This window comes from Bradyrhizobium sp. BRP23 (assembly GCF_020194135.1).
Taxonomy (GTDB): Bacteria; Pseudomonadota; Alphaproteobacteria; order Rhizobiales; family Xanthobacteraceae; genus Bradyrhizobium; species Bradyrhizobium yuanmingense.
In genome coordinates this window covers 775907-802263 of the sequence record NZ_JADYVW010000001.1, presented here as the reverse complement: position 1 = coordinate 802263, position 26357 = coordinate 775907, and the positions used below count along the sequence as shown (strand labels likewise).

Sequence of the window (26357 nt, the reverse complement as noted above, 5' to 3'; positions counted from 1 at the left end):
AAAATCCAATCTAAGCGCTTGGCCGGGAATGGCAAAGGGCTGCCCGCTTGATCCGGATCAATTCACCCGCAGGATGCGCCGGGGCGGCAGCGGACCGACCGGCCCGTGCGCCCGGAAGAACGCGAACAGCGCGTCCGCATCGTAACCGCCGTATTGTGGCGCGGTGCCCTGTTTCGCGACGGTAAACCCGTCTCCGCCGACGGCGAGGTAATCGTTGAGCGTGACGCGGTAGCCGCTTCCTGGCTCGATCGGCCTGCCGTTGAGTGTCATCTTCTCCAGGCTGACGCGCTCGCCGAACGGTTTTGAAGCATCCCAGGTATAGCTGAAGCCGTTCGACACCTGGAGAATCCGCGGCCGCTTCGGGTCCAGCCATTGCTGCTCGAGCAAGTCCTTGAGCTGGCTGCCCGTCAGCGTCATGGTGACAAGACGATTGCGGAACGGCTGGCTGGCGAAGACGTCGCCGAACGTGATCGCGCCATTCTCCTTCGGAACGATGTCGGTGCGGATGCCGCCGGGATTGGTGAGCGCGATGACAGCGCTGCCATCCTTCGCATCGCGCGTTGCGAGCAATTGCGCGTCGGCGATGATATCGCCGAGCGCGCTTTCGCCGGCCTCGTTCGGCACGCGCGACAATGTCTGCGTCACTGAGCCGGCGGGCCGGTTGGCGATCGGCGCGGAGAGCTTGTCGTAGGCGTCGATCAACGCGGTCTGCTCGGGATCCCTGGCCAGCGAAGCATTGGCGACGATGACGTTCTCGGCCTTGGCGGCGACGATATCGCGAGTCACAGGATCGAGCTTGAGGTCGATCGCGGTGACGAGTGTGCCGTATTTGTCGCCGCTAGTGACGAGCCGCCCGTCGATATTGCAGATGTAGGCGCGATGGGTGTGGCCGCTGACGACGACGTCGACGGCAGGATCGAACTTCCTGACTATGTCGACGATCGGTCCCGTGATGGCAGGGCATTCATTGTAGTCGCCGGCGGGCTCGCCGCCCTGGTGGATCAGCACCACGATCGCTTCGACGCCGCGCGACTTCAGCTGCGGCACCAGCGCGTTCACCGTCTCGGCCTCGTCGCGGAATTCGAGCCCGGCGATGCCCGCGGGCGAGACGATGCCGGCGGTCTCCTTCAACGTCAGGCCGATGAAGCCGACGGGGATGCCGTCGAACTCCCTGATCTCGTAGGGCGGCAGCACGCTCTTGCCGGTCGCGGTCTCGACGGTGGAGGCCGCGAGATAACGGAATTTGGCGCCCGTGAAGGGATGCGGCCCCTGGCAGCCGTCGACGGGATGACAGCCGCCGTTCTGCATGCGCAGAAGCTCGGTGTTGCCCTCGTCGAATTCGTGATTGCCGACCGAGCTGATCGCAAGGCCCATCATCGAGAGCGCCTCGATCGAGGGCTCGTCGTGAAACATCGCCGACAGAAACGGGCTCGCGCCGATCAGGTCGCCTGCGGCGACGAAGATGGCGTTCTTGTGTCCTTCGCGCAGCTGCTTCAGCAGCGTCGCCATGTACTCGGCGCCGCCGGCCGCCACCGTCACCTTCTTGGACTTGTCCTCGGGGTCGTTGATGCGGATGCCGCCCGGCGGCGGCCGCAAATGGCCATGGAAATCGTTGATCGCGAGAATGCGCAGCTCGACGGGGGCTGCGCTCTGGGCCGCAGCGGGGAGGGTGCCGGTGAGAGCGAGGACGAAGCAAGCCAGGCGGAGAAGATGTCGCATGGGTTTAGACTATTCGTTCGGCGCGAAGATTTCACGAAGGTTGTTGTCGTCATTTTTGAGGCACGCGCAGCGTCGTTCCCCCGACAATCCCATCATCGCACGAGCCATGCCGCTCGATGAATGCCAGGTCCGCTACGTGCCGCAACAATTAGCTACAATGTTTCATTTGAAAAACCGCTGGTTGTGGGGCACGATCCGGCCCCGTTCCCTTCAGACAGACCGTCAGATTCATGATTGCCGCCCCCCGGATCGACGAATCCTCACCGTATTATCGCGGCTGGCGGGTCGTGCTGGCGTGCTTCCTGATGGCCTTCTTCATGTTCGGCTTCGGCCTCTACGGCCAAGGCGTCTATCTCGCCGAGTTGCAGCGCGCTCACGGCTGGCCGGGCACGCTGATCTCCGCGGCCAGCACCTTCTCGTTTCTCCTGACCTCCGTGCTCGTCATCTTCACCGATGACCTGCTCGAGCGCATCGGGCTGCGCGCGCTGATCCTGTGCGGCCTGTCGGCGCTCGGCGCTTCGACTGTGCTGCTGGCGCTGGTGCAGACGCCCTGGCAGCTCTACCTCGCCTATGCGCTGATGTCGGTTGGCTGGACCGGCATGGGCACGGTGGTGATCGCGACCGTGCTGAATTCCTGGTTCGAGCAGCGGCGCGGCCTCGCGCTCAGCCTTGCCTTCAACGGCGCGACTTGCGGCGGCATCATTCTCGTTCCGCTGTTGCTGTCGCTGACCGGCAGCATCGGCTTCCGGTCTGCGATGCTGACGGCGACCCTCGCGATGATGGTGCTGGTGCTGCCGGCGGTCGTGACCTTCATCGGCTGGCCCGCAGGCATGGCGCCTGCAGCGGGCGGACGTTCCTCCGGCTCCTCAACGCCGGTTCGCTCGCGCAAGGCGGTGCTCGCCAACGCGGCGTTCTGGACCATGGTGCTGCCGATCGCGTTCGCGCTGCTGGCGCAGATGGGTTTCATCGTCCACCAGGTGACGTTTCTCGAGCCGCTGATCGGCCGCTCCGCCGCAGGGCTTGCCGTCACGATCATGGCGGCGATGGCGATCGTCGGGCGCCTCTCGCTCGGCCTGTTCGTCGACCGGCTCGATGCCCGGCTCGCCTGTGCGGTTTCGATGACGAGCCAGGCGGCTGCGCTGTTCGTGGCTCTGCAAAGCACGAGCCCGACCGTGCTGCTGGCCTGCTGCGCCGTCTACGGCTTCTCGATGGGGAACATGATCACGTTCCCGCCCTTGATCATCCAGCGCGAGATCGGTGCTTCGGCCTTCGCGACCGCGGTGGGCTTGGGCACCTCGATCAGCGGCATCGTCAGCGCCTTCGGCCCCGGTGTCGTCGGTCTCGTGCGGAGCGTTACGGGCAATTACACGACGGCGTTTGCGATCTGCGTGGTGCTCGATCTCGCTGCGGCGGGCGTGGTGCTGTGGCGGCCGGGGAGAAGGGCTCAGGTCGCAGCTTTGTAGCCCGGATGGAGCGCAGCGCAATCCGGGACCGCTGTATCCGCGGTGAGACTTTCCCGGATTTCGCTACGCTCCATCCGGGCTACGATGTCGCGTTTGCGGCGCTCACCTTACCCCAGCAGCGCCGCATCCGCCGCTGCGACCGATTCTGCGCTCTCGGTCACGGTGCGCTCGAGCGCGCCCGCCTGCACCGCGATGTTCTCGGCGAAGAAGCGCGCCAGCGCGACGTAGCGTGGCGCGTCGCCAAGGCCTTCGGCCTTGGCGGCGAGCGCCTCGGAGGCGAGCAGGCAGCCGCCGAGCGTGGAGCCGAATTGCTGCAGATAGGGCGTCGCCCCCGCAAGCGCGTCGTTCGGCGCGGAGGCAACGCGCTCCAGCAGCCATTTGCTGGTGCGCGTGAGCGCCTCCAGCGCCTCGCGCAGCTTGGTGCCGGTGGTGCCGAAGGCGGGATCGTTGGAGGCCTCCACCTGCTTGACGGTCGCCGAGAGCTCGTCGAGCAGCGCCCACACCGACGCGCCGCCATTGGCAGCTAACTTGCGCGTGACGAGATCGATCGCCTGGATGCCGTTGGTGCCCTCGTAGATCGCGGTGATGCGGGCATCGCGGTAGTGCTGGGCCGCGCCGGTCTCCTCGATGAAGCCCATGCCGCCATGCACCTGCACGCCGAGATAGGCGACCTCGTTGCCGATATCGGTGGAATAGGCCTTGGCCATCGGCGTCAGCAGCGCCGCGCGTGCGGCCGCTTCAGCGCGCGCCTTCGGATCCTTGGCGCGGGTCGAGACGTCGATCGCGACCGCCGTCGCATAGCAGATGGTGCGCGCGGCCGCGGTCTGCGCCCGCATCCGCATCAGCATGCGCTTGACGTCGGGATGCACGAAGATCGGATCCGAGCCGCCGCCTTTCTTGCCTACCGCGCGGCCTTGGCGGCGCTCCTGCGCATACGACAGGGCCTGCTGGTAGGCCCGGTCGGCAACGCCGACGCCCTCCAGGCCGACGCCGAGGCGGGCCTGGTTCATCATCGTGAACATGCAGCGCATGCCCTGGTTCTCTTCGCCGATCAGATAGCCGATGGCGCCGCCATGATCGCCCATGGTCATGGTGCACGTCGGCGAGGCATGCATGCCGAGCTTGTGCTCGACGCCGCTCGCATAGATGTCGTTGCGCGGCCCCAGCGAGCCGTCCGCGTTGACCATGAACTTCGGCACCAGGAACAGCGAGATCCCCTTGGTGCCGGCGGGCGCATCGGGCAGACGCGCGAGCACGAAATGCACGATGTTGTCGGTCATGTCGTGCTCGCCATACGTGATGAAGATCTTCGTCCCCTTGATGCGATAGGTGCCGTCCGCCTGCTTTTCGGCGCGGGTGCGCAGCGCGCCGACGTCGGAGCCGGCCTGCGGCTCGGTCAGCTGCATCGTCCCGGTCCATTCGCCGGAGACGAGCTTTTTGAGATAGATCTGCTTCAGCTCGTCGCTGCCGTGGGCGTCCAGCGCCTCGATCGCCGACGCCGTCAGCAGCGGGCAAAGGCCGAAGGCGACGTTGGCCGCGCTCCAGATCTCGGTGCAGGCGGCGTTGATGGCGAGCGGCAGGCCCTGGCCGCCGAAATCTTCCGGGCCGGACACCGCATTCCAGCCGCCCTCGGTCCAGCGCTTGTAGGCGTCAGGCCAGCCCGGCGCGGTCGTGACCTTGGCGCCCTCGAGCTTGATGCCGTGCTCGTCGCCGACCTTGTTGAGCGGCGCCAGCACGTCGGATGCGAACTTGCCGGCTTCCTCCAGCACGGCCGCGGCAATGTCGGCGTCGAAATCGCCGTAATGGCCGGCCTCCAGGGCGGCCTTGAGGCCCGCGCCATGGTTGAGCGACAGCAGCATGTCAGAAATCGGCGCGCGGTAGGTCATGGCTCACTCCCCGAGAACAAATATTGGCGCCGTATTCCCATGAAACGGGAGCGGTCTCAACTGCCGGGACGCCGGATGGGCTGGCCGGAACGGGCAGGGCCGTCGGAGCCCAGAATAGAGTGTCGGCCGCCGGGCCCTTTTTGCCCCTCCAGGCGGTTGAAATGCCGCGCCGCTCCCTATAGACCGGCTGCGACCGACGGGAATCTGCGGGTGCCGGTTCTGCCCGTTCCGTTCGTCGTCTGTTGGGGCGTAGCCAAGCGGTAAGGCAGCGGATTTTGATTCCGCCATTCGGAGGTTCGATCCCTCCCGCCCCAGCCAGATCTTCCGCCCAGCCTGAAATCACCCACGGACCCGGCCCGGCTGGGGAGCTGCTGCACAGCTCTGCGCTGCACAGGGCGTTTCTCGGCAAAGATTCCGCCGACCGGGCCTTCCCCATGCGAACCATGACCCGCCGCGACAAAGATGGCGACGTTGAGGGGCGAACGGTCTACGACGGTGAGGTCATCTCATGAACGCCACCTAAAACGAGAACAACGTCATGCCGCACTTGGTGATCGAATATTCGGAAGGGGCGCTCGCTCGCGACGACGTAACAGGCTTGATCGAAGCGCTCTTTGAAGCCGGTTGGCGAACGGGCATCATGAAGGCGGAGGACGTCAAGGTGCGCGCGTGCGTCTACAACGATTTCCTGGTTGCCGGGAAGCGTGACAGCTTCGTGCATCTGTCTGTCTATTTGCTCGAAGGTCGATCGCCCGACCAGAAGGTCGAGCTGAGTACGAGCCTTCGACGGACGATGACAGAGCGATGCCCGGATGTGGCCAGCATAAGCGTGGATGTCCGTGACATGGACCCGGTCGCCTACAAGAAACGGCTAAAATGACGGGTGCTCGCCAAAAGACGGCAGCTTCTCAGACGAGCAGGGGCTGCGCGGCGAGGGACATCTCCTTGAGGAGAGGCAGGAAGCGATCGATCATCTCACCGGTCGTGATGCGATCGACATGAGCGCCGATATTTGCGGCCGCGATGACGGCGCCATCGTAGCGGCGAATTGGCACCGATATCGACCGAAAGCCCTCTTCGGCTTCCTGATCGACAAGGCTATACCCTTTGGTGCGGTCGGCAATGATCGTCGCAATCACTGCCGATTTGTCGACCAGCGTCGACTGGGTCAGAGCCGCCAGCTTCATGCCGTCGACCGTTCTCGTCAGCTCGTCGTTTGCCAATCTGCCCAGCAGAACGCGTCCCACCGACGTGCAGAAAGCCGGCAGCCGATATCCTATGTCCAGTCCGGTCGAAAATACCCGCGCCGGACTCGAGCGGGCGATGAAAACGACCTCTTCGCCATCCAGGACCGCAAGGGAGCAGACCTCCTTGGCCTTGCCGGCGACCTCGTCCATCAACGGTTGCATCACGGTGCTGATTTGGTTCGACGTCAAATAGGCCGAAGCCAAAAGCAGCACTCTGGGCGTTAGCGAAAACAACCGCTCGTTGCCCGCGACGAATCCGGATTTTACGAGGGTCATCAGAATCCGGCGCACCGTCGCCCGCGGAAGATTCGCGCTCTTGGAGAGGTCGCTGAGGGTCATTGGACGGCGACCGATACCGAACGACTGTATCACGCGAAGACCCCGATCCAGGGTCTCGATGAACTCGCTGCCCTCCCGCGCCTTTTCCTCTTCTTCCGTACGCTTCAGCCTCGGCATTCTATTGGGCGGTCCCTCTCAGTGGCCTCTCGAAAGCGAGAACCATCACAAATCCGCGCGCTAGGCGCCAGCCTTGTCTCCGGCTGTCACCAGGGATTTGAGGTCAAAGGAAGGGTCTGCGGCTTGCTCCGGTGCAGGGGAGATTCCCGCCGCAATCAGGCGTCGGGCTGCCATTTGCTCGCCTGGCCGGTTGACGCTGTCCACCGCGACCAATCGGCCCTGGCGATAGTAGAAGACCGAGAATCTTCCGTCGTCGACCGAACCTCGGACCGCCTGCCGATCATATCGTCCGGCCAGCCCGACGATCTGCAGCTTGACGTCATATTGGTCGGACCAGAACCTCGGCACATTCTCATAAGGCGCTCGAGCGCCGGCGATCGCCAGTCCAGCGGCCTTCGCTTGATCCTGGGCGTTTTGCACCGATTCCAATCTCACCCAGCTTTCGCAAAAGCGGTTGAAGTGGTTGGCGCAGTCACCGGCCGCGAAAATGTCCGATGTTTCGCATTGTCCGTGCGCGTCAACGACAATTCCATTCGTGCATCTAAGCCCCGCCGAGCGCGCGATCTCGTCATTGGCGACACCACCAATCCCCACCAGCACCAGGTCGGCGTGGACAACGGCACCGTTGCCCAGCACGACAGCGGAAACTTTTCGACCGTTTCCTTTGAAGGAAGCAACCGTTTCGTCGAGCATCACGTCGACGCCAGCCCGCAAATGCGTATCAAGAAGAAAGGTCGACAAGACCGGCGAGACGGCACGTTCAAGCAGGCGGCTGCTCGCTTCCACGACGGTGACCTTCTTGCCCAGCTTTGCCGCGGAGGCCGCAACTTCCAGCCCTATGAAGCCGCCCCCGATGATGACAATCTCCGCAGCATTGGCCAGACCTGCCTTCAGGTCGATCGCATCGGTCACCGAACGCAGATAGAAAATTCCATCGAAGTCCGCGCCCTCAACCGCGATGCGCCGCGCGCGCGAGCCTGTGGCGAAGAGGAGTTTTTTAAACTTCAAAGCGTTGCCGCCGGCCAGAGTGACCTGTCGCGCGTGCAAATCGAGCAGCGTGGCGCGCTGCCCAAGAACGAGATTGATCTGCTTGCCTTCGAAGAAAGTCTCGTCGCGCAAGATCAGATTTTGCTCGCTGATGCGCCCGAGAAGGAAGTCCTTGGATAGCGGCGGCCTCTGATAGGGCAGCCACTCTTCGTCGCACACAATGGTGATGGGCTGAGAATAGCCGGCGTCACGAGCCGTGAGAGCGGCTTGAACCCCGGCATATGATGCGCCGATGATGACCAGCCCTGTCATGATTGCCTCGCCGGCACATGGACCACCAGCTCGTCGAGAGGGGCGGGCACCTTCAACTGGCAACTCAGCCGACTGTTCGGCTTTCGCTCTCCCGAGACGGCGGACAGCAACTCGAGCTCTTCTTCGCTCGGCTGAGGGAGAGAGCTTGCTTGTTCTTCATCGACGTAGACGTGACAGGTCGCGCAATCGAGGCAGCCGCCGCATTCGCCGTCGATGCCGTGAATACCGTTGCGGACGGCCGCGAGCATCACGCTCACGTCGCGTCCGACCTCGATGGATTTTCCGCTGCCGTCCTGCTGGACAAATCTCACTCGCGGCATCCGACCTCCGTTTCCAAAGTTTGTTCGATCTGAGAACATGAGTTCGTTAAACGGTTACAGCAGTTCTGGCGGACCCTCAATCCCGACCTGTTGGCCGCCGCTGCGGTTCCATTAGGCAACTTATGCGGAAATATTTTGCTTGCTTGCGCGTCACATTGGAGTCATTCTGAACGATATCGAACTAATGTTCGACTACCGAACGACAGGGCAAGATGCAATGAAGCTGACGACAGCGATCGTGGGAGTGGTGCTGACAGCAGGCGCGGCGTTTGCCCAGCAGCAGGAGGCCAATGCTCCCTCGCTTGCCTTGATCAACGGCAAGATTCTCACCATGGACGGTCAGTCAAAGGTTGCGGAAGCGCTTGCCGTTCGCGACGGACGAATCTTGGCCGTAGGAGACGCGGCGACGATCAAGGCGTTGGCCGGAAATCGCACCCGCACGATCGACTTGCAGGGCAAGACTGTCGTTCCCGGGCTGATCGACACGCACGCGCATTTCAAGGCTGCCGGTCTGTCCGACTACGTCGTCAACATGAGCGGCGCCAAGACTGTTGCGGATGCCCTCGCAAGCATCAAGCAGTTCGTGGCGAAGAAAAAGCCCGGCGAGTGGATCATCGGAAGCGCCTGGCATCCCCCGTCACAGCTCGCGGAAAAGCGTTACCTGACACGCCAGGAAATCGACGGCGTCGCGCCGAACAATCCGGTCTATCTCCGGACCGTTGGCCACTTCTCGATGGCCAATTCGATGGCGCTCGAGAAGGCCGGCGTAACCAAGGCCACGCCAAACCCGAGCGGCGGATCGTTTGAGCGCGACAGTGCCGGTGACCTGACCGGCGTTCTGGTCGAGACGGCGATCGATCAGGTCGAAAAGACCGTTCCGGAGTGGACGGCGGACGACGAGTTTCGCCAATTCAAGCTCGCGGAAGGTGTGCTGAACTCGTTCGGGATCACCAGCGCCGTAGAAGGGGCCACCTCGCCCAGGGACATCGCGGCCCTGCAGCGCGTGGCGCAGGCCGGTGAAGCAACGCTACGGGTCGGTCTCATGTGGCGCCCGGAACCCCCCGCCGAGAACGCGGCCTGGGAGGCCATCATGCGAGGCAACGGCGCCTCCTCCGGCTTTGGCGATGACTGGCTGAAGTTCGCCGGAATCAAGATCCTTTACGATGGCGGCATGACGCTCAAGACGGCGCTCATGCGCGAGGCCTATCCAGACTCGCATGATGGCTACCACGGCATTGCCCAGCAATCGCCGCAACGCCTCAAGGATCTGGTGTCCATTTGCAATCGCCACAATTGGCGCGTGGGTGTCCATGCCGTCGGCGACAAGGGCATCGACCACGTCCTTGATGCATTCGAAGCGGCCGACAAGGAGAAATCGATCAAGGATCGGCGTTTCGTCCTGATCCATGGAAGCTTGATAGTGCCCGAGCAAATGGAGCGCGCGAAACGCCTCGGTGTCAGAGTCGACCTCCAGAACGTTTTCATGTGGGACAAGGCGGCCACCGTCGAGCGCTTCCTGGGTGCGGCGGTCGCCAATCGGGCCGTGCCCACGAAAACTCTCATCGAGAAGGTGGGGCTGAACAGCCTCGGCGCAGGCACCGACTTCCCGGTGAACACGATCAATCCCTTCATCAACATCTACGTCATGGTAACCCGCAAGGATCTCGCCGGACGCGTTTATGGAGCGAACGAAGCCGTCAGCCGCGAGCAGGCGCTGCGCCTCTACACCAGCGCGGCATCGCACTATATGTTCGAAGAGAACGAGAAGGGGACGATCGAGGCCGGAAAACTCGCGGACCTGACCGTGTTGTCGGCGGACCTCATGACGGTCCCCGAGGAGCAGATCAAAGACATCAAAGCCGACCTGACGATCGTCGGCGGCAAGATCGTGTTTCAGCGTTAGTCTGCGTCCCGATAGCATGAGGACGCATCTCGAAGCCGAGAGAGGAGATCCAAGTCATGATGAGCCAAGAGCAGAACGACCTCATTACCCGCGTCGGACCGAAGGCGCCTGCGGGAAAGCTGATGCGGATGTATTGGCAGCCTGCTGCGCTCGTCGACGAACTCGCGGAGGGGCGCCCCATCAAGGCCGTCAAGCTTCTCGGCGAGAACTTCGTTCTGTTCAAGGACGAAACGGGGCGCTATGGCCTGCTCGATCGCGACTGCCCGCATCGGGGCGCCGACCTTGCCTTCGGCCGGCTCGAGAACGGTGGCCTGCGCTGCGCCTTCCACGGGTGGCTGTTCGACGTCACGGGACAGTGTCTCGAGACGCCCGCCGAGCCTGCAAACTCCTCGCTCTGCAAAAACATCAAGCAGCGGTCCTACCCCGTCGTGGAGAAGGGTGGAATCCTGTGGGCGTATTTGGGTGAAGGCGAGCCGCCCGCGTTTCCGGAGATCGACTGCTTCGCGGCGCCGGACGAATACACCTTCGCCTTCAAGGGCCTGATCGAATGCAATTGGCTGCAGGCGCTGGAAGTCGGCATCGACCCGGCCCACGCATCGTTCCTTCACCGGTTCTTCGAGGATGAGGATACATCGGCGGCCTATGGCAAGCAGTTTCGCGGTGCGTCGGCCGACTCGGAAATGCCCATGACGAAGGTCCTGCGCGAGTACGACCGGCCGATCATCAACGTCGAGCACACCGAATACGGCCTGCGGCTCATCGCCTTGCGAGAAATCGACGAGCAGCGCACCCACGTTCGCGTCACCAACCAGCTATTCCCGCATGCGTTCGTCATTCCGATGAGCACGGAGATGACGATTACCCAGTGGCACGTGCCCGTCGACGACGTGAATTGCTATTGGTATGCGATTTTCACCAGCTACGCCGCGCCCGTCGACAAGGCGAAAATGCGCGCGCAGCGCCTCGAGCTTTACGAGTTGCCGGAATACCGCTCGCGGAAGAACAAGTCGAACGACTACGGCTTCGACCCGCACGAGCAGGCGACCGAGACTTACACCGGCATGGGCGCGGACATCAACGTCCACGACCAGTGGGCCGTCGAGTCGATGGGCGCTATTCAGGACCGGACGCGTGAGCATCTCGGGCAATCCGACAAGGCGATCATTCAGTACCGCCGGCTGCTTCGCCAGGAGATCGAGAAGGTGGCCTCCGGGGGCAAGCCGCTGTTGTTCCTCGACGCTGCCAGCGCGCGCAGCATCCAGGGGCCGGCCACAATGGACGGCATCGGTCCGACGAAGGGCTGGGAAACCTACTGGATGGAAGTGGACGTCAAGCGTCGTCGGGGCGCTCCCTGGGCCGCGCCGGTGCCCGCCGAGCTCGCCAAGAAGGTGCCTCACCTGACCGCCGCCGAATAATCCAGGCCAGCTCAGCAAAGGAGATGTCGTTGAGTTTCGTCGAAAAGCACGGTCTCTGGTCGGCCGAACAGAAGGAGGCTGCCATCCGCATGCGGCGGATGGCGGAGGAGCAGGAGTTGCATACGATCCGGCTCTCCTTTCCGGACCAGCACGGCATCTTGCGCGGCAAGGCGCTGGTCGCTTCCGAGGCGCTCTCGTCGATCGAGAGCGGCTGCTCGATAACGACGACATTGCTCGCGAAAGATACCTCTCACCGCACGGTGTTTCCCGTCTTCACCGCCGGCGGCGGGTTCGGGATGCACGAGATGCAGGGGGGAGGCGACATCTTGATGGTCGCTGATCCCACCACCTTCAAGGTTCTCCCCTGGGCATCAAAAACCGGGTGGGTGCTTTGCGACCTCTACTTCTCCGATGGACGACCCGTGCCCTTCGCCTCCAGGGGCCTGTATCAATCCGTGCTGGGGCAGCTCAAAGACCGGGGCTATGATTTCAAAGCGGGCCTCGAGGTCGAATGCCACATCTTCAGAGTCGAGAATCCCCGACTGGCGCCTTGGGACGCCGGCAGTCCCGGCCAACCGGGTGAGCCTCCGGAGGTCAGCCTGCTTTCGCAGGGCTATCAGTACCTGACGGAGCAACGTTACGACCAGATGGAGCCTGCGCTCGAGCTGATCAGGCAAAACATCGTGGCGCTGGGCTTGCCGCTTCGGTCGATCGAGTTGGAATACGGCCCGAGCCAGTGCGAGTTCGTGTTCCAGCCCACCGTCGGCATTGAGCCGGCGGACACCATGGTGCTGTTTCGTACGGCAGTGAAGCAGATCTGCAACCGCCACGGCTATCACGCGACCTTCATGTGCCGGCCGCGGATACCGAACGTGATGTCATCGGGGTGGCACCTTCACCAATCGCTGGTCTCCCGAACAGACGGCGTCAACGCGTTCATGACCAGCGAACCGGCCGGCCTGTCGAACCTTGGCAAGCACTATATGGCCGGGCTGCTGGAGCATGCCAGGGCATCCGCGGTCTTCTCGACGCCGACGATCAATGGCTACAAACGCTACCGTTCCTATTCGCTGGCTCCGGATCGGGCGATCTGGGGACGCGACAACAGGGGCGTCATGATCCGCGTGCTGGGCGGTCCCGACGACAAAGCCACCCGGCTCGAAAACAGGATCGGCGAGCCGGCCGCAAACCCCTATCTTTACATGGCGTCGCAGATTCTGGCCGGCCTCAACGGCATTGATCGCCAGCTCGATCCCGGTCCGTCGGCGGACACCCCCTACGAGACCAAGGCGAACCTCCTGCCGACCTCCTTGCGCGAGGCGGTGTTCGCATTGCGCGATGACCCCTTCTTCCGCGAGGCTCTGGGAGAGAAATTCGTCGACTACTACGTTTTCATCAAGAACGCGGAAATCGAGCGCTTCCAATCGACGGTCACCGAGTGGGAGCAGCGAGAATATTTCGAAATGTTCTGAAACAGCATCACCGAAGCGGGAGAAGAGAGATATGAGCTTGAGGTTTGGACTTGTTGGGGCCGTCGCGATTGCCACTGCCTGGATGTCGCCGGCGCAGTGCGACACCATCAAGGTGGGGATCATCGGCACCATGTCCGGTCCGTATGCCTTGTTCGGCCAGAACTTCAAGTACGGCATTGATGCCTGGGTGGCCAAGCATGGATCGAAAGTGGGCGATCATCAGATCGAGTTTGTCTATCGCGACGAAGAATCGCCGAACCCCGCCAAGTCGAAATCATTGGCTCAGGAGTTGATCGTCAAGGAGAAGGTTCAGTACATCGCGGGACTGTACTTCACTCCGGACGCCCTGGCCGTCGCTCCGCTTCTCGAGGAAGCGAAGGTGCCTATGATCGTCATGAACGCCGCGACGTCCGCGATCGTGGAGAAGAGCCCCTACATCGTGCGGACGTCCTTTACGATGTGGCAGAACACGGTCCCCGCGGCGAAGGTGGCGAAGGCCAGAGCGGCCAAGAAGGTGGCGATCGCCGTCAGCGATTACGGCCCCGGCATCGATGCCGAATCGGCCTTCAAAAAGACGTTCGAGGCAGATGGAGGCACCATCGTCCAATCGATCAGGATGCCGCTCAATACGACCGACTTCGGCCCGATCATGCAAAGGATCAAGGATTCCGGCGCAGACATGATCTTCACATTCTTGCCGGCCGGTCCACCAACCCTGGGGTTCGTCAAGGCCTATATCGACAACGGGCTGAAAGCGTCTGGCGTGAAGTTGTTGTCCACGGGTGATGTCGTGACCGAGCCCGATCTTCCGACTATCGGTGACAGCGGCGTAGGCATCCTGTCGACTTACCACTACGCGGTCTCGCATGACTCTTCAGAGAACAAAGCCTTCTTGGCCGATCTGATCAAGGCCGGCGCCAAGGCTGACGACATCACCATGGCGTCGGTCGCGGCCTATGACGGTGCTCGGCTCATCTACAAGATGGTTGAGGCCACGAACGGTCAAAAGGATCCGGACAAAGCCCTTGCGGCCGTGAAGGGCATGAAATGGGTCAGTCCGCGTGGCCCCGTGTCGATCGACCCGGATACCCGGCATATTCGTCAGAACGTTTATCTGCGCGAAGTCGTGAAGCAGGACGGCAAGCTCCTCAACAAGGAACTGCAAACGTTCGATGCGCAGCCGGACTGGGGCCTGGCGAAGAACTAGAGCGGATCGCTCGCGATGTAGATCTCGCGAGCGATCTCTTCATCGTGTCGGAGAAGGGCCCGGAATGAGTGGTCGGTCGCAGTCTATTCGCTTCGTCAACGGTCGCATCTATCGCGATGCCAGCGACCGGATGATACCCGGCTTGACGGACGCGCACATCCACCTGTTCGGGCTGGCTGCCGAGCGGCTCCAGATCCGAAAAGCCGCGGAAGCATTCAACTAATGGCGTGGACGGGTCTCAGCATCGGGCTAGATGCCCTCTCGTACGGCATGGTGCTTTTCATCATCTCCATCGGCCTATCCATTATGATGGGCCTGATGAGGGTAGTGAACCTCGCTCATGGCGCATTTGCGATGATCGGGGGATATCTCGCGTCTTTTGCGCTCAAGAACGCGGGAGTTGGATATCCACTCGCGATTGTCCTAGCGGTCCTCGGCACCATCGCGATCGCCTTTCCGCTCGAGTTTCTTCTCTACCGCCGGATTTATCGCAAGTCCGATGAGCTGACCCAGATATTGCTCACGATCGGCATCGCGTTCGCCATCATTGGCGTTGCCAACTACATTCTTGGCCCGACAACCAAATCCATTCCGCTGCCTCCGCTGCTGAGCGGTCCCGTCGATCTCGGCTTCCGAATGATCCCGGCTCATCGGATTTTCGTGACGATTTGCGGAGTGTGCACCGCGGGCTTGCTCTGGCTACTGATCGACCGCACCGAGTTTGGGATCCGGCTGCGTGCCGCGGTCGACAACGGTGACATGGCCGAGTCGCTCGGAATCAAGACGCAGATCCTTTTTTCCGCGACCTTCGCGCTTGCGGTCGGCCTGGCGGCGTTCGGGGGCGTGGTGGGCGCCGAACTGTTGCCCGTCGAACCTTTTTACGCGCTCAGATATATGGTGACGTTCCTTGTCGTCGTCTCGGTCGGCGGGGCAGGATCGATCCCGGGCGCCGTGGCGGCATCGATATTGCTTGGCCTCGCGGACACGACCGGCAAGTATCTTGCACCCGAATATGGTGAGTTCTTCTTCTATCTTGCGGTCATCCTGGTCGTGTTTCTGTTCCCGAACGGCCTTTTGGGCAGGAGGCACTGACGTGACCGATCGAGCCATGGTCGATGGCGTGAGCCCGCCGCGTTTTTCCGTGCCGCTTGAGCTGCGCGCTGTCGCAATCACGCTGGCGCTCGGAGTGCTCGGCTACACGCTTTTTCCGGAGGACCTCGCGTTTCTGACGCGACTGATCAGCATCACGCTTCTGGTGCTGTCGCTCGATTTGGTCACGGGGTATTGCGGTGTCGCCACCCTGGGGCATGCGGCGATCTATGGTGTGAGCGCCTACGTCGTGGGTAACGCCTGCCTTGCCGGACATTCCGACCCCCTGCTGTTGTTGCTCGTGGGGGCGGTGGCTGGTGCCGTGATGGGGCTGGTCTCAGGCGTCCTTGTCACGAGGTTCAAGGGTCTCCCCCAGCTCGTGCTATCCATTGCCGTCGGACAGCTCGTCGCGGCGCTGGCCAACAAACTGTCCAGCCTGACGGGCGGAAGCGACGGATTGTCCGGCATTTCGCCTGGACGAGTCTTCGGGGTCTACGCGTTCGACATGTACGGTCGCACCGGCTACGTGTTCTCCGTTGCGGTGCTCATGGTCGTGTTCGTGGTGCTGCTTCGAATCGTGCACTCTCCGTTCGGCCTGCTTTGTCAGGCAATCAAGGATGACAGCCTGCGAGCTCGGATGATCGGTGCCCGCGTGTATCCCCGGCTCGTGCTGATGTATGGCGTGTCGGGGGTTGTTGGCGGAATTGGTGGTGCTCTCAATGCCATCAATACGGGCGTCGTGGGACTGGATAGCATCGGATTTGAGCGGTCGGCTGAAGCTCTCGTCATGCTGGTCCTGGGTGGCGCAGGCAGTCTCTGGGGCGCGCTGATCGGATCCATCGTCTTTCAAGTGTTCGAGCACTACGTCTCGGCTGCGAATCCATTCCATTGGATGACCATGGTCGGTGCGTTGCTGATCGCGGTCGTTTTGTTCGCCCCGAAAGGCCTGGTGTCCCTTGGAGGCTTGCTTGCTGGTCGCACCGCCTCGGTGATGAGGAGGCGCCCGTGAGCCGGCCGCTGCTCGAACTGCGAAACGTTTCGATGTCCTTCGGCGGGATGCGGGTCAACGATGATATTTCCTTCAGTATCGGGAAGGGAGAAAGGGTCGCGTTGATTGGCCCGAACGGCGCCGGCAAAACCACGCTCGTCAACGTCATCTCCGGCGACTTGACCCCTTCACAGGGCGCCGTCCACCTCGCCGGGGTTGATGTGACCGCACTACCGATTTCCGATCGCGTCGACGCCGGCTTGATCCGGACATTTCAGATTACGAGGCTCTTCAAGAGCCTGACGGTCGCACAAAACGTCGCGCTCGCCGTGATGCAACGAAAGGGGCTCACGAGAAGCATGTTTTCCTCCCCGATGGATCGGCCGGACGTTCGTCGGGAGTGGGAGCGGGCCCTTGGAACGCTCGGTATCGCCCATCTGGCCGACAGGCAGGTCTCGCAACTGGCGTACGGTCAGCAGCGCCTTCTTGACCTGGCAATCGGGCTTGCTCTCGAGCCGAAGGTCCTGCTCCTGGACGAGCCCGCGGCAGGGGTTCCGTCAGAGGAGTCCTCCAAGATCATCGAGGCGATCGACAGATTGCCATCTGATATCGCGGTCTTGATGATCGAGCATGACATGGACCTGGTGTTCAAATTTGCCCGCCGTGTGCTCGTTCTCGCCAACGGAAAGCTGATCTTCCAGGGCGATCCGGCAGAAGTCACGCACCATCAGGAAGTCCGTCGAGCTTATCTAGGTAGCTACGCAGATGCCCGCCACGCGTCTTGAAGTCAAAGGTCTCAGTGCCGGGTATGGCCCCACCCGTATCATCGATCATATGTCGTTCGAGGTCTTGCCAGGAGGCCGTCTCAGCGTCCTTGGTCGAAACGGAGCCGGCAAGACGACCTTGCTCGCATCGCTGATGGGTCTGACGACCCATCATGGGGGAAAAGTATTCCTGGGCGAGGCTGATCTCACGGATACCAAGGCATCGACACGCGCTCAACGAGGTCTCGGTTACGTACCGCAGACACGCGACATATTTCGGTCGCTGACGGTGGAAGAAAACCTGGTCGCGGGTCTCAAGGATCGAGGTCGAGAGGCACTTGAAGAGGTCTACGTGATGTTTCCGAGGTTGGCCGAACGTCGACGCCATTTCGGGACGCAATTATCGGGCGGCGAGCAGCAGATGCTCTCGCTCGCCAGGACGCTGCTGGGAAGGCCTTCAGTTCTCCTCTTGGATGAGCCGCTCGAGGGGCTCGCGCCGGTGATCTGCGATCAGATCATGGAAATCATCACCGCGCTGGCGAGTTCTGGTGAGATGACCATCGTTTTGGTCGAGCAGCAGATCGAACGAGCGCTGCGCTTTGCCGATCATGTCATGGTGGTTGAACGCGGCAAAGCGGTCTGGAGTGGGGAATGCGCGCACTTGCGCGACGACCCCAAGATGGTCGAGCGCCTGCTCGGTGTTGGGGTGCACTGAGGCATGCGACGTCCTTGTCATTGAGACGATGGGCAAGCTCGTATCACCCTTGCCCCTTCGGGCGGCGGGGTTTGGCCGTAGCGCTCGCCCGGAAAGGCGAACCGGCAGCACGATCGCACGCCAAAGGGCCGGACAAGTTGATCCCTTGCCGCAAAGCGCTCAAGGACGACCGCAAGCGCTGTCAGTTCAGCCTTCCAAGCAGTCTTCGGATGATCTTCCGCAAGTTTTCGGCGTACTCGTCGACGACCTGACGCCTCTCGGCCGATGGCGGCAGCTGACATTCGTCGTTCCCGTCCGGCGACGGAGGATCCGTCTTGGAACTCCCGCGCATGATCGAGGCGATCGGCTTTGTCACTTTCACGGGAAGTCTGACCTCTGATGCACGACGCGCGTCGTTCAGGCTAGGTGCCAATTCCATCTGCGGCCTTCACACAAGTTAAGTCGCCGGAGCGGGTCGATCTGCATGGCTCGTCGCCGACGCATGGCGCCGCAACATTTTGCAAATCGCGGCGCGCTAGGTGCACGAGGCGGTCGGATCGCACTTCGGGCAGCGGCCGTCGGCGGCTGCGCCGAGCTGGCGGCCGAGCTCGGCCCTGAGAGCCTCCTTGTTCCATTCGGCGCCGTCGCATCTGACGATTCGCTTGGCGCGCTCGAAGGCGTGACTCTCGGCGGCGTCATCGCCGATGCGGACGACCACGTCCCGATGGAACGGGCAGGCCGTCGTCGCGCGGGTCGTCTCCAGGGCGTAGCGCACGACCTCGGTGAGATCGTCGGTGTCAATGTCGGCAAGCATGTCGGTTCTCCTGATCGGCGTCCTCCCTTGTCCAGACCATGCACTGCCTTCGACGAAAACCGGCCTCGGGCTCGATGGGAGCGCCGAGGCCGATTGTTCGCGTGGCTCTTCCATCCAGGGTCTGAACTCGTCCAGCAAACCCGCGCTGCCGATCTTCGTTCCATCGAACTCTTCGGCGGAGCCGCTCTCCGGCCTGCTCCATGTTCGCGGTCTTCTGCACTCTCCGTGAAAGCGGCGCCGGGAAGGCCTCGAAATCCAAACGTCGCTCGCTCCGGCAAAGGGGACCTCGAAAAAGCGTTCCCGATGCCGACACAAGACTATGCCGGCGTCGCAAACATGTCTTGATCCAGCTCAAAGGAGGCGGCGGTATTCGACCGAACGCTTCTCGATCGGCAACCTGCTTACAAGCGCTGCGCGATGTCTTCACCGCTGCTCGCGTCAATCCGTTCAGGACATCTGCGTAAGTATTGGCCCGCAATTTCCAGGTCGCCGCGACGGGCGCATATCTCCAGCATGGAGCGCAACGTCATCTTCAAATGCCCCCGCACGGGCGTGAACGTGCAGCACTGGATTTCCGGCACAGGCTCCGACGCCGCGGACACGCACGTCCCGGTCCGGTGTCCCGCTTGCGCCTCGCTGCACTTCGTCAATGTCGCCAGCGGCAAGACCTTGAGCGAGGGCATCGGTCGGCCACGCGCGACCACGGCGCCAGCCGGTCACAACCAGCCTGATCCATCGCGTCCTTGACTTCGTGAGCTTCGCGCAGCCGCGCCCGGGTCAGATTTTCCGACTGGATCCTCAAGGCATCTCAGACCCAGCCACCATCGACGATATAGTGCTGGGCGGTGCAGGCGGACGCCTCGTCGGAGGCGAGGAAGACGGTGAACTTCGCAACCTCGTCCGGCATGAGCCGGCGCTTCAGGCATTGTCGCTGCTGCAACTCGATCTCGCCGGCCGGCGTCATCCATTTCTCGAGCTGCCGCTCGGTCATGATCCAGCCTGGCGCGATCGCATTGACGCGGATGTTGTAGGGGCCGTAGTCGCGCGCCAGCGAGCGCGTCAGCCCGATCACGCCTGACTTGCTCGCGGTGTAGGCGGCCATGCCGCCTTGTCCTGCGATCCACGATACCGAGCCGAAATTGACGATGGCGCCGGAATTTGCTGCCTTCATGTCCGGCAACACGGCCTGAGATGCGAAGAACTGGTGCTTCAGGTTCACCGCGATGCGGTCGTCCCAATAGTCCGGCGTCATCTCCTCGGTGTTGTGCCGCTCGTCATGCGCGGCATTGTTGATCAGGATGTTGATCGGGCCATGAGCCTTGCGTGCCGCGACGACGCCGGCTCGCAGCGCGGGGATGTCGGTGAGATCGACGTGCTGGAAATGCGCAGCCAATCCCTGCTCGGACAGCTCGCGCGCCAGGCGCTGTCCCTCGTCGATCTTGATGTCGAAGAACACGACCTTGGATTTCTGCTCCGCAAAGCGCCGCACGATCGCAGCGCCGATTCCGGCTGCGCCGCCGGTGACGAGCACGACCTTGCCGGCGAGGTCGGAATAGATGGCAGCCATTGGGCACCTCGGTTTGTTGCGGCCGGCGCGGCGCGCCGCAGCCGACTCTTTTCCAAACCTTAGCCATTCCGTTGGTGAGGTGCATAGATCAGATTTTGTGTTGCGTACCTCAATAATTGAGGGCAGGATTGCGTTCAAAGAATAAAAGTCGTCGGGAGGATGTGATGAGATTGCTCGGGAAACTGGGACTCGCCGCTGCCGCATGCCTGCTTTGGGCCAGTTCCGCGTCAGCCGACACCACGGTCAAATGGCTGCACATCGAGGTCAACCCGGCCCAGGTGAAGATCTGGGAGGAGGTCGCACGCAGCTATGAGGCGTCGCACCCAGGTGTGAAGGTCGAGATGCAGTTCCTCGAGAACGAGGCCTACAAGGCCAAGCTGCCGACCATCCTGCAATCCAAGGATCGGCCGCACATCATCTATAGCTGGGCAGGCGGAGTGCTGAAGACCCAGATCGAGGCCGGCGTCCTGGCAGACATCACCGATTCCGTGAAGAGCGGCGGCTACAGCGACACGATCGCACCGGCAGCGCTCGCGGCTTTCACCAGCAACGGCAAGGTCTATGGCCTGCCGACCGCGCTCTCGCAGGTCGGCTTCCTCTATAACAAGGACTTGATGGCCAAGGGCAATGTCGACGCGAGCAAGATCAAGACATGGGACGATCTGCTCGGCGCAGTGAAAACGCTGAGGGCCGCGGGCGTGACGCCGATTGTGGTTGGCGGTGCCGATAAATGGCCGCTGCATTTTTACTGGACGCATCTCGCAGTGCGCATCGGCAGCAAGCCAGCCTTCGATGCAGCACTGAAGGGTGAGAATGGCGGGTTCGCCGGCGAAACCTTTCAGAAATCCGGCGAGCTGTTCAAGCAGCTGGTCGATCTCCAGCCCTTCCAGAACGGCTTCCTCGGCTTCAAGAATCCGCAGGCCGTCGGCTATTTCGGCGACGGCAAGGCCGCGATGATCCTGGCCATCTCGTCCTTCTATCACACCCAGCGCGCGCTTGCCGCCGACAAGGTTGGTCTCGGCGACGACAAGCTTGGCTGGTTCGATTTTCCGGTCGTACCCGGCGGCAAGGGCGAGCCGTCAGACACGCTCGGTGGCATCACCGGCTGGTTGATCACCAAGGGGGCGCCCAAGGAAGCCACCGACTTCCTGAAGTTCTTTATCTCCAAGGACGTGCAGGCGCGGCTTGCCGCCGGCAACTTCATCGTTCCCGTCGTCAAGGGCGGCGAGGCCGGCCTCAACAGCGCCTTCATGAAGCAGATCGCGGCCAATCTGGCCAAGTCCAACTATCACCAGAACTTCTATGACCAGAGCCTCGGCCCGTCGGTCGGTCGCGTCGTCAACGACGTCACCGCGGAGATCGCCGGCGGCAGCATGAGCCCGAAGGACGCGGCGAAAGCCATCGAAGCGGCGTACAAGCAGGGTAACTGACCGGTGGCGCGACGGATCGCGATGTCGTCGCCGATCGGCGTTGCCGGTGAGGCGGCCCCCCAGGTCGGGATTCGTGGCGCGGTTCGTGGCCCGGGCTGGGATGGCCGCTTCACCGTCCTGATCCTGTTCCTGCCGCCCGCGCTGCTGCTGTTCACGCTGTTCGTGGTGCTGCCGATCGGCGAGGCCGCCTGGTACTCCGCCTTCAACTGGAACGGGTTCGGCAGGCCGACCAACTGGATCGGCCTCGACAATTACCGCTTCGTGCTGGAGACGCGGGCCTTCTGGCTCGCGCTGCGCAACAACGGGCTGATCATCGCCGTTTCGCTCGCCGTCCAGCTGCCGCTTGCGCTCACGCTCGCCCTCATGCTGGCCGAACGCTTTCGCGGCGCCGTGGCGCTGCGCATGCTGTTCTTCATGCCCTATATCCTCGCCGAGATCGCAACCGGGCTGATCTTCAGCTTCGTCTATGACGGCGACTACGGCCTCGTCGCCTCGATCTGGCGCACGTTCGGCGCCGAGCCTCCGCATCTGTTGGCCTCGACCGACACGGCGATGCTGGCGGTGCTGATCGTGGTGGTTTGGAAATATTTCGGCTTTCACATGATGCTGTTCATCGCCGCGCTCCAGAGCCTCGACAAAAACCTGGTCGAGGCCGCCCGTATCGACGGCGCGACGCGGACGCAGACGCTGCGCCACGTCGTGATCCCCTTGCTCTATCCGACGATCCGCCTGTCGGTGTTCTTCGCCATCATCGGATCGCTGCAGCTGTTCGATCTCGTCATGCCGCTGACGCGCGGCGGACCGGCCGATTCCTCCAACACGTTGGTGAGCTTTCTCTACAACAATGGCATCTCGCGCATGCGCGTCGGCTATGGCAGCGCCATCGGCGTCATCCTGTTCGCGATCTGCGTGACCTTTGCCTTCACTTACAAGCGATGGTTCATGCGCGATGAATAGTGTCGGGGCTAGACACACATTCGAACCCGCAGCGCTGTTCAAGGCGCTGTTCCTCGGCCTGGTCGCGATCTTCGTCCTGGTGCCGCTGCTCGCGACCTTGCTCGGCGGCTTCAAGTCGCTCGGCGAGCTCCGTGTCAATCCATTCGGCCTGCCCGCACAATGGGAATGGCAGAACTACGCCGACATCCTGTTCTCGGCGCGCTACTGGCAGCTGCTGCGCAATTCGCTTGTTATCTCGACGCTGGCGGTGGCGCTGACCCTGATCACGGCTTCGATGGCCGCGTTCACCTTCGCCCATGTCAGGTTCTTCGGCTCATCGATGCTGCTCAGCTATCTGACGCTGGGCCTGCTGTTTCCCGCCGCGACCGCCGTGCTGCCTCTGTTCATCAAGGTGCGCGATCTCGGCCTGCTCGATACCTATTTCGGCGTCGCGCTGCCGCAGGTGGCGTTCAGCCTCGCCATGAGCGTGCTGCTGCTACGCCGCTTCTTCAAGGACATTCCCTATGAGCTGCTCGAGGCCGCGCTGGTCGACGGCTGCAGCTACATCAAGTTCTTCCGCTATGTGACGCTGCCCTTGTCGCGTCCGATCCTGGCGACGGTCGGCACCATCACCTTCGTCAACAGCTGGAACGCCTACCTGCTGCCGCTGGTGATGCTGAACACCGACGCGCTGTATCCCTGGCCGCTCGGCATCATGGTCTACCAGGGCGAATACTCGTCCGAATGGCACCTGATCCTGGCCTTCATCACGCTCACCATCCTGCCCACGATCATTCTGTTCCTGCTGGCCCAGAAGCACATCGTGGCCGGCCTCACCGCAGGCGCGGTCAAGGGATGAGCCATCTGAGGAGACCATAATGAGAAAAGTCGGCATCGGAATGATCGGCTGCGGGGTGATCAGCACCGCCTATCTCAAGGCGGCCCAGCGCTTTCCGGTCATGGAGGTCAGGGCGCTCGCCGACATGCGCAGCGAGATTGCGGAACGCCAGGGCGCGGCCTTCGGCTTGCCGGGAATGCGGGTCGACCAATTGTTGAAGCGCGACGATGTCGAGATCGTCGTCAATCTCACGGTGCCGCTCGCCCACACCGATGTCAGCCTGGCGGTGCTGAAGGCCGGCAAGCACGTCCATTCGGAGAAGCCGCTCGGCATCAATGTCACTGAGGCGCGCAAGGTCATGGAGCTCGCCGCGCAGAAGAACCTGCGCGTCGGCTGCGCGCCCGACACGTTCCTTGGCGGCGGCCATCAGACCGCGCGCAAGCTGATCGACGACGGCGCGATCGGCACGCCCGTCGCGGGCAGCGTTTTCTTCGGCTGCCCCGGCCACGAGCGCTGGCACCCGGCGCCCGGCTTCTATTACCTGCGCGGCGGCGGGCCGATGCTCGACATGGGGCCGTACTACATCACCGACCTCGTGCAATTGCTCGGCCCGGTCGCCAGCGTGATGGGCTCGACCGCGCGCCCGAAGACCGAGCGCCTCGTCACCAGCCAGCCGATGAACGGCGCGCTGATTCCGGTCGAGGTCCCGACCCATGTCACGGGAACGCTGGAGTTCGAGAGCGGCGCAGTCGTGTCGATCACGATGAGCTTCGACGTGCCGAAACATCGGCATGCGCCGATCGAGATCTACGGCGACAAGGGCAGCATGCTGGTGCCGGATCCAAATCGCTTCGGCGGCGAGGTTCAGGTGGCGAGGACCGGCGGCGAATGGGAGGTGATGCCGCTGACGCACGGCCACGTCGAGGGCGAGTTCCGCTCGATCGGCGTCGCCGACATGGCTGGCGCGATCCTGAACGACCGACCGCATCGCGCCAGCGGCGCGCTCGCCCTCCACGTGCTGGAGGTGATGGAGGCGTTCCAGACTTCCGCCGACGAGGGCCGCCGCGTCGGGATCGAGAGCCGCGTCGAGCGCCCGGCGATGCTGCCGGCGGGACGCGAAACCGGACAGATCGATTGAGGGAATGACCATGCGCAAGGCAATGATTGTATGGGGTGGGTGGCCGGGGCACGATCCCGATCTCTGCGCGTCGATGATCCGTGGCTGGCTGAAGGCCGAAGGCTTCGAGGTGCGGATCGAAACCACGACGGCAGCCTTTGCCGATCCCGCGATCCACGATCTGTCGCTCATCATACCGATCTACACGATGTCCAAGATCGAGAAGGCGGAAGCGCTCAACCTCTGCGATGCGGTGCGCAGCGGCGTCGGGCTTGCCGGCCATCATGGCGGCATGTGCGATGCCTTCCGCGAATCGGTCGATTACCAGTTCCTGTGCGGCGGGCAATGGGTCGCCCATCCCGGCAACATCATCGACTACAAGGTCGACTTGACGAAACCGGACGATCCGATCATGACGGGTCTGAAGAGCTTCGAGCATCGGTCCGAGCAATATTACATGCATGTCGATCCCGCCATCGAGGTCCTGGCAACGACGACCTTCACCGGTGAGCACGCGCCCTGGATCGAGGGCGTGGTGATGCCGGTGGTGTGGAAGAAGCGCTATGGCGCGGGGAGGGTATTCTATTCCTCGCTGGGCCACCGCGCCTACGAGCTCGACGTGCCGGAGATCCGGACGTTGATGACCCGCGGCATGCTGTGGGCCGCGCGCGAATGACTGAAGGCGCGACCCAGCCGGTGCTTCGGGCCACGCTCGAGGACGTTGCGCGCGCGGCGGGCGTTTCGCTCGCCACCGTCGATCGCGTCGTCAACCGGCGCGAGGGTGTCCGCGCCAAGACCGTCGCGCGTGTCGAGGCCGCGGTGGCAAAGCTCGGCTATCGCGCCGATGTTGCCGCGGCGCGGCTCGCCCGCGGGCAGACCTTCCGCTTCGCTTTCGTGCTGCCGACCGGCAGCAACAGCTTCATGACCAACCTCGGCGAGCAGGTCGCGCGCACCGCGGACTGGCTCGCCGGCCATCGCGGCTTCATCGACATCCACCATGTCGACGTGTTCGACCCCGATGTCCTTGCCCGAGCGCTGGAGAACCTCTCGCCGGCCTATCGGGGCGTCGCCGTCATCGCGCTCGATCATCCCCGGGTGCGCGCCGCGATCGACGAGCTCGTCGCGCGCGGGGTTGCCGTGGTCACCCTGGTGTCGGACGCGCCGAGTTCGTCCCGGGTGCATTATGTCGGGATCGACAATCCGGCCGCGGGCCGCACCGCCGCCACCCTGATGGGACGCTTCCTTGCCGGACGCGAGGGCACCGTCGCCGTGATTGCGGGATCGTTGTCGCTGCGCGATCACACCGAACGGCAGTTCGGCTTCCACCAGATCCTGTCGAGCGAGTATGCGAGCCTGTCCGCACTGCCTGTCATCGAGGGGCGCGACGACAGCGACCGCACCCGGGACCTCACGGCCGCGCTGCTCGCCCGCCATGCCGACCTCCGCGGCATCTATTGCTGCGGCGCCGGAAACCGCGGCATCGCCGATGCGCTCGAGGCCTCGGGCCGCGCGCGCGAGGTGGTCTGGATCACCCATGAGCTGACCGAGCACACCAGGCGGTTCCTGGTGCGCGGCACGCTCGACGCCGTCATCAACCAGGATGCCGGCCATGAGGCGCGGTCTGCGGCGCGAGTCCTGCTCGCCCATTGTTCGGGCGAGCCGATCAGCCCCGACCAGGAGCGCATCCGCATCGACATTTTCCTGCGGGACAATCTGCCGTAGCGTGAAGCGCA

Annotated in this window: 25 protein-coding genes and 1 tRNA gene; 19 read left to right on the top strand and 7 right to left on the bottom strand. The window is 62.9% G+C overall.

The genetic code is table 11. From position 1 onward, the window contains the following. Positions 1-57: 57 nt before the first annotated feature. Entirely contained in the window at positions 58-1719 is a 1662-nt protein-coding gene (locus I6F24_RS03660) for a bifunctional metallophosphatase/5'-nucleotidase (protein ID WP_225150021.1), read from the bottom strand. 230 nt (positions 1720-1949) lie between these two features. On the opposite strand from I6F24_RS03660, the gene I6F24_RS03655 reads away from it, so the two are divergent. Continuing rightward, positions 1950-3182 (top strand): MFS transporter, encoded by a 1233-nt coding sequence (locus I6F24_RS03655; protein ID WP_225150019.1) that lies wholly within the window; start codon positions 1950-1952, stop codon positions 3180-3182. Positions 3183-3289: 107 nt separating this feature from the next. Here I6F24_RS03655 and I6F24_RS03650 read toward each other — a convergent pair whose 3' ends face one another. Continuing rightward, positions 3290-5068, bottom strand: coding sequence for an acyl-CoA dehydrogenase (locus I6F24_RS03650; RefSeq protein ID WP_225150017.1), 1779 nt, complete (start codon positions 5066-5068; stop codon positions 3290-3292). Positions 5069-5311: 243 nt separating this feature from the next. On the opposite strand from I6F24_RS03650, the gene I6F24_RS03645 reads away from it, so the two are divergent. Then, a tRNA-Gln gene (locus I6F24_RS03645) sits at positions 5312-5386 on the top strand. Positions 5387-5606: 220 nt separating this feature from the next. Further along, a complete protein-coding gene (locus I6F24_RS03640; protein WP_225150015.1) occupies positions 5607-5948 on the top strand; it encodes a 5-carboxymethyl-2-hydroxymuconate Delta-isomerase in 342 nt (113 codons plus the stop codon). 28 nt (positions 5949-5976) lie between these two features. Here the strand turns inward: I6F24_RS03640 and I6F24_RS03635 are convergent, their stop codons facing one another. The 3 genes from I6F24_RS03635 to I6F24_RS03625 are packed head-to-tail and all read right to left on the bottom strand — an operon-like array spanning position 5977 to position 8318. Then, a complete protein-coding gene (locus tag I6F24_RS03635; protein WP_225150013.1) occupies positions 5977-6771 on the bottom strand; it encodes an IclR family transcriptional regulator C-terminal domain-containing protein in 795 nt (264 codons plus the stop codon). 60 nt (positions 6772-6831) lie between these two features. Beyond that, on the bottom strand, positions 6832-8070 hold the full coding sequence (locus tag I6F24_RS03630) for an FAD-dependent oxidoreductase (RefSeq protein ID WP_225150011.1): 1239 nt from the start codon (positions 8068-8070) through the stop codon (positions 6832-6834). Next, positions 8067-8318 (bottom strand): 2Fe-2S iron-sulfur cluster-binding protein, encoded by a 252-nt coding sequence (locus I6F24_RS03625; RefSeq protein ID WP_225150123.1) that lies wholly within the window; start codon positions 8316-8318, stop codon positions 8067-8069. The genes I6F24_RS03630 and I6F24_RS03625 overlap by 4 nt, the downstream gene beginning before the upstream one ends. Between I6F24_RS03625 and I6F24_RS03620 the strand changes: the two genes are divergently transcribed. The 10 genes from I6F24_RS03620 to I6F24_RS03575 all read left to right on the top strand — a co-directional run bounded on the left by I6F24_RS03620 (position 8220) and on the right by I6F24_RS03575 (position 17943). After that, positions 8220-8423 carry a hypothetical protein gene (locus I6F24_RS03620; RefSeq protein ID WP_225150129.1) on the top strand — a complete coding sequence of 68 codons (204 nt, stop codon included), beginning with the start codon at positions 8220-8222 and terminating at the stop codon, positions 8421-8423. The two genes, I6F24_RS03625 and I6F24_RS03620, sit on opposite strands and share 99 nt — an antisense overlap. A gap of 106 nt (positions 8424-8529) precedes the next feature. Further along, complete coding sequence (locus I6F24_RS03615) at positions 8530-10293, top strand: amidohydrolase (protein WP_225156175.1); 1764 nt, start codon at positions 8530-8532, stop codon at positions 10291-10293. Between the two features lie 56 nt (positions 10294-10349). Further along, positions 10350-11708 carry an aromatic ring-hydroxylating dioxygenase subunit alpha gene (locus I6F24_RS03610; RefSeq protein ID WP_036026089.1) on the top strand — a complete coding sequence of 453 codons (1359 nt, stop codon included), beginning with the start codon at positions 10350-10352 and terminating at the stop codon, positions 11706-11708. A gap of 29 nt (positions 11709-11737) precedes the next feature. Beyond that, on the top strand, positions 11738-13180 hold the full coding sequence (locus I6F24_RS03605; protein WP_225123766.1) for a glutamine synthetase family protein: 1443 nt from the start codon (positions 11738-11740) through the stop codon (positions 13178-13180). 82 nt (positions 13181-13262) lie between these two features. After that, positions 13263-14387 carry an ABC transporter substrate-binding protein gene (locus I6F24_RS03600; RefSeq protein WP_225134249.1) on the top strand — a complete coding sequence of 375 codons (1125 nt, stop codon included), beginning with the start codon at positions 13263-13265 and terminating at the stop codon, positions 14385-14387. Positions 14388-14451: 64 nt separating this feature from the next. Continuing rightward, on the top strand, positions 14452-14610 hold the full coding sequence (locus I6F24_RS03595) for a hypothetical protein (protein ID WP_157783994.1): 159 nt from the start codon (positions 14452-14454) through the stop codon (positions 14608-14610). Continuing rightward, a complete protein-coding gene (locus I6F24_RS03590; protein WP_225150007.1) occupies positions 14610-15479 on the top strand; it encodes a branched-chain amino acid ABC transporter permease in 870 nt (289 codons plus the stop codon). Before I6F24_RS03595 ends, I6F24_RS03590 begins: the two co-directional genes overlap by 1 nt. A 16-nt stretch (positions 15480-15495) precedes the next feature. Continuing rightward, the gene (locus I6F24_RS03585; protein ID WP_109144604.1) at positions 15496-16485 is read left to right on the top strand and encodes a branched-chain amino acid ABC transporter permease; all 990 of its coding nucleotides are present in this window, start codon (positions 15496-15498) and stop codon (positions 16483-16485) included. A 32-nt stretch (positions 16486-16517) separates the two neighbouring features. Next, positions 16518-17249 carry an ABC transporter ATP-binding protein gene (locus tag I6F24_RS03580; protein ID WP_225112739.1) on the top strand — a complete coding sequence of 244 codons (732 nt, stop codon included), beginning with the start codon at positions 16518-16520 and terminating at the stop codon, positions 17247-17249. Next, the gene (locus I6F24_RS03575) at positions 17230-17943 is read left to right on the top strand and encodes an ABC transporter ATP-binding protein (protein WP_225150005.1); all 714 of its coding nucleotides are present in this window, start codon (positions 17230-17232) and stop codon (positions 17941-17943) included. Before I6F24_RS03580 ends, I6F24_RS03575 begins: the two co-directional genes overlap by 20 nt. A 514-nt stretch (positions 17944-18457) precedes the next feature. On the opposite strand, the gene I6F24_RS03570 is transcribed toward I6F24_RS03575, so the two are convergent. Both I6F24_RS03570 and I6F24_RS03565 read right to left on the bottom strand, forming a co-directional pair. Beyond that, positions 18458-18736 (bottom strand): hypothetical protein, encoded by a 279-nt coding sequence (locus I6F24_RS03570; protein WP_036004159.1) that lies wholly within the window; start codon positions 18734-18736, stop codon positions 18458-18460. Between the two features lie 808 nt (positions 18737-19544). Then, a complete protein-coding gene (locus tag I6F24_RS03565; RefSeq protein ID WP_225150003.1) occupies positions 19545-20303 on the bottom strand; it encodes an SDR family NAD(P)-dependent oxidoreductase in 759 nt (252 codons plus the stop codon). A 164-nt stretch (positions 20304-20467) separates the two neighbouring features. On the opposite strand from I6F24_RS03565, the gene I6F24_RS03560 reads away from it, so the two are divergent. From I6F24_RS03560 to I6F24_RS03535, 6 genes are read left to right on the top strand one after another with little or no spacing between them, the layout of a single operon-like run. Further along, complete coding sequence (locus I6F24_RS03560) at positions 20468-21733, top strand: extracellular solute-binding protein (RefSeq protein ID WP_225150001.1); 1266 nt, start codon at positions 20468-20470, stop codon at positions 21731-21733. Positions 21734-21736: 3 nt separating this feature from the next. Then, a complete protein-coding gene (locus I6F24_RS03555) occupies positions 21737-22690 on the top strand; it encodes a sugar ABC transporter permease (protein ID WP_225149999.1) in 954 nt (317 codons plus the stop codon). After that, the gene (locus I6F24_RS03550; protein WP_225149997.1) at positions 22683-23528 is read left to right on the top strand and encodes a carbohydrate ABC transporter permease; all 846 of its coding nucleotides are present in this window, start codon (positions 22683-22685) and stop codon (positions 23526-23528) included. Before I6F24_RS03555 ends, I6F24_RS03550 begins: the two co-directional genes overlap by 8 nt. 19 nt (positions 23529-23547) lie before the next feature. Beyond that, complete coding sequence (locus I6F24_RS03545; protein ID WP_225149995.1) at positions 23548-24645, top strand: Gfo/Idh/MocA family oxidoreductase; 1098 nt, start codon at positions 23548-23550, stop codon at positions 24643-24645. A 10-nt stretch (positions 24646-24655) separates the two neighbouring features. Continuing rightward, positions 24656-25300 carry a ThuA domain-containing protein gene (locus I6F24_RS03540; protein WP_036004213.1) on the top strand — a complete coding sequence of 215 codons (645 nt, stop codon included), beginning with the start codon at positions 24656-24658 and terminating at the stop codon, positions 25298-25300. Continuing rightward, the gene (locus I6F24_RS03535; protein ID WP_036026106.1) at positions 25297-26346 is read left to right on the top strand and encodes a LacI family DNA-binding transcriptional regulator; all 1050 of its coding nucleotides are present in this window, start codon (positions 25297-25299) and stop codon (positions 26344-26346) included. The genes I6F24_RS03540 and I6F24_RS03535 overlap by 4 nt, the downstream gene beginning before the upstream one ends. Positions 26347-26357 lie beyond the last annotated feature (11 nt).

Bases quoted from the DNA above. Each gene is read 5' to 3' on its own strand.
- I6F24_RS03600 (WP_225134249.1), top strand. From the start codon at position 13,263: ATGTCGCCGGCGCAGTGCGACACCATCAAGGTGGGGATCATCGGCACC.
- I6F24_RS03545 (WP_225149995.1), top strand. From the start codon at position 23,548: ATGAGAAAAGTCGGCATCGGAATGATCGGCTGCGGGGTGATCAGCACC.
- I6F24_RS03625 (WP_225150123.1), bottom strand. From the start codon at position 8,318: ATGCTCGCGGCCGTCCGCAACGGTATTCACGGCATCGACGGCGAATGC.
- I6F24_RS03535 (WP_036026106.1), top strand. From the start codon at position 25,297: ATGACTGAAGGCGCGACCCAGCCGGTGCTTCGGGCCACGCTCGAGGAC.
- I6F24_RS03550 (WP_225149997.1), top strand. From the start codon at position 22,683: ATGAATAGTGTCGGGGCTAGACACACATTCGAACCCGCAGCGCTGTTC.
- I6F24_RS03595 (WP_157783994.1), top strand. From the start codon at position 14,452: ATGAGTGGTCGGTCGCAGTCTATTCGCTTCGTCAACGGTCGCATCTAT.
- I6F24_RS03570 (WP_036004159.1), bottom strand. From the start codon at position 18,736: ATGCTTGCCGACATTGACACCGACGATCTCACCGAGGTCGTGCGCTAC.
- I6F24_RS03630 (WP_225150011.1), bottom strand. From the start codon at position 8,070: ATGACAGGGCTGGTCATCATCGGCGCATCATATGCCGGGGTTCAAGCC.
- I6F24_RS03635 (WP_225150013.1), bottom strand. From the start codon at position 6,771: ATGCCGAGGCTGAAGCGTACGGAAGAAGAGGAAAAGGCGCGGGAGGGC.
- I6F24_RS03540 (WP_036004213.1), top strand. From the start codon at position 24,656: ATGCGCAAGGCAATGATTGTATGGGGTGGGTGGCCGGGGCACGATCCC.
- I6F24_RS03580 (WP_225112739.1), top strand. From the start codon at position 16,518: ATGTCCTTCGGCGGGATGCGGGTCAACGATGATATTTCCTTCAGTATC.
- I6F24_RS03565 (WP_225150003.1), bottom strand. From the start codon at position 20,303: ATGGCTGCCATCTATTCCGACCTCGCCGGCAAGGTCGTGCTCGTCACC.
- I6F24_RS03575 (WP_225150005.1), top strand. From the start codon at position 17,230: ATGCCCGCCACGCGTCTTGAAGTCAAAGGTCTCAGTGCCGGGTATGGC.
- I6F24_RS03610 (WP_036026089.1), top strand. From the start codon at position 10,350: ATGATGAGCCAAGAGCAGAACGACCTCATTACCCGCGTCGGACCGAAG.
- I6F24_RS03660 (WP_225150021.1), bottom strand. From the start codon at position 1,719: ATGCGACATCTTCTCCGCCTGGCTTGCTTCGTCCTCGCTCTCACCGGC.
- I6F24_RS03590 (WP_225150007.1), top strand. From the start codon at position 14,610: ATGGCGTGGACGGGTCTCAGCATCGGGCTAGATGCCCTCTCGTACGGC.
- I6F24_RS03655 (WP_225150019.1), top strand. From the start codon at position 1,950: ATGATTGCCGCCCCCCGGATCGACGAATCCTCACCGTATTATCGCGGC.
- I6F24_RS03640 (WP_225150015.1), top strand. From the start codon at position 5,607: ATGCCGCACTTGGTGATCGAATATTCGGAAGGGGCGCTCGCTCGCGAC.
- I6F24_RS03650 (WP_225150017.1), bottom strand. From the start codon at position 5,068: ATGACCTACCGCGCGCCGATTTCTGACATGCTGCTGTCGCTCAACCAT.
- I6F24_RS03585 (WP_109144604.1), top strand. From the start codon at position 15,496: ATGGTCGATGGCGTGAGCCCGCCGCGTTTTTCCGTGCCGCTTGAGCTG.
- I6F24_RS03560 (WP_225150001.1), top strand. From the start codon at position 20,468: ATGAGATTGCTCGGGAAACTGGGACTCGCCGCTGCCGCATGCCTGCTT.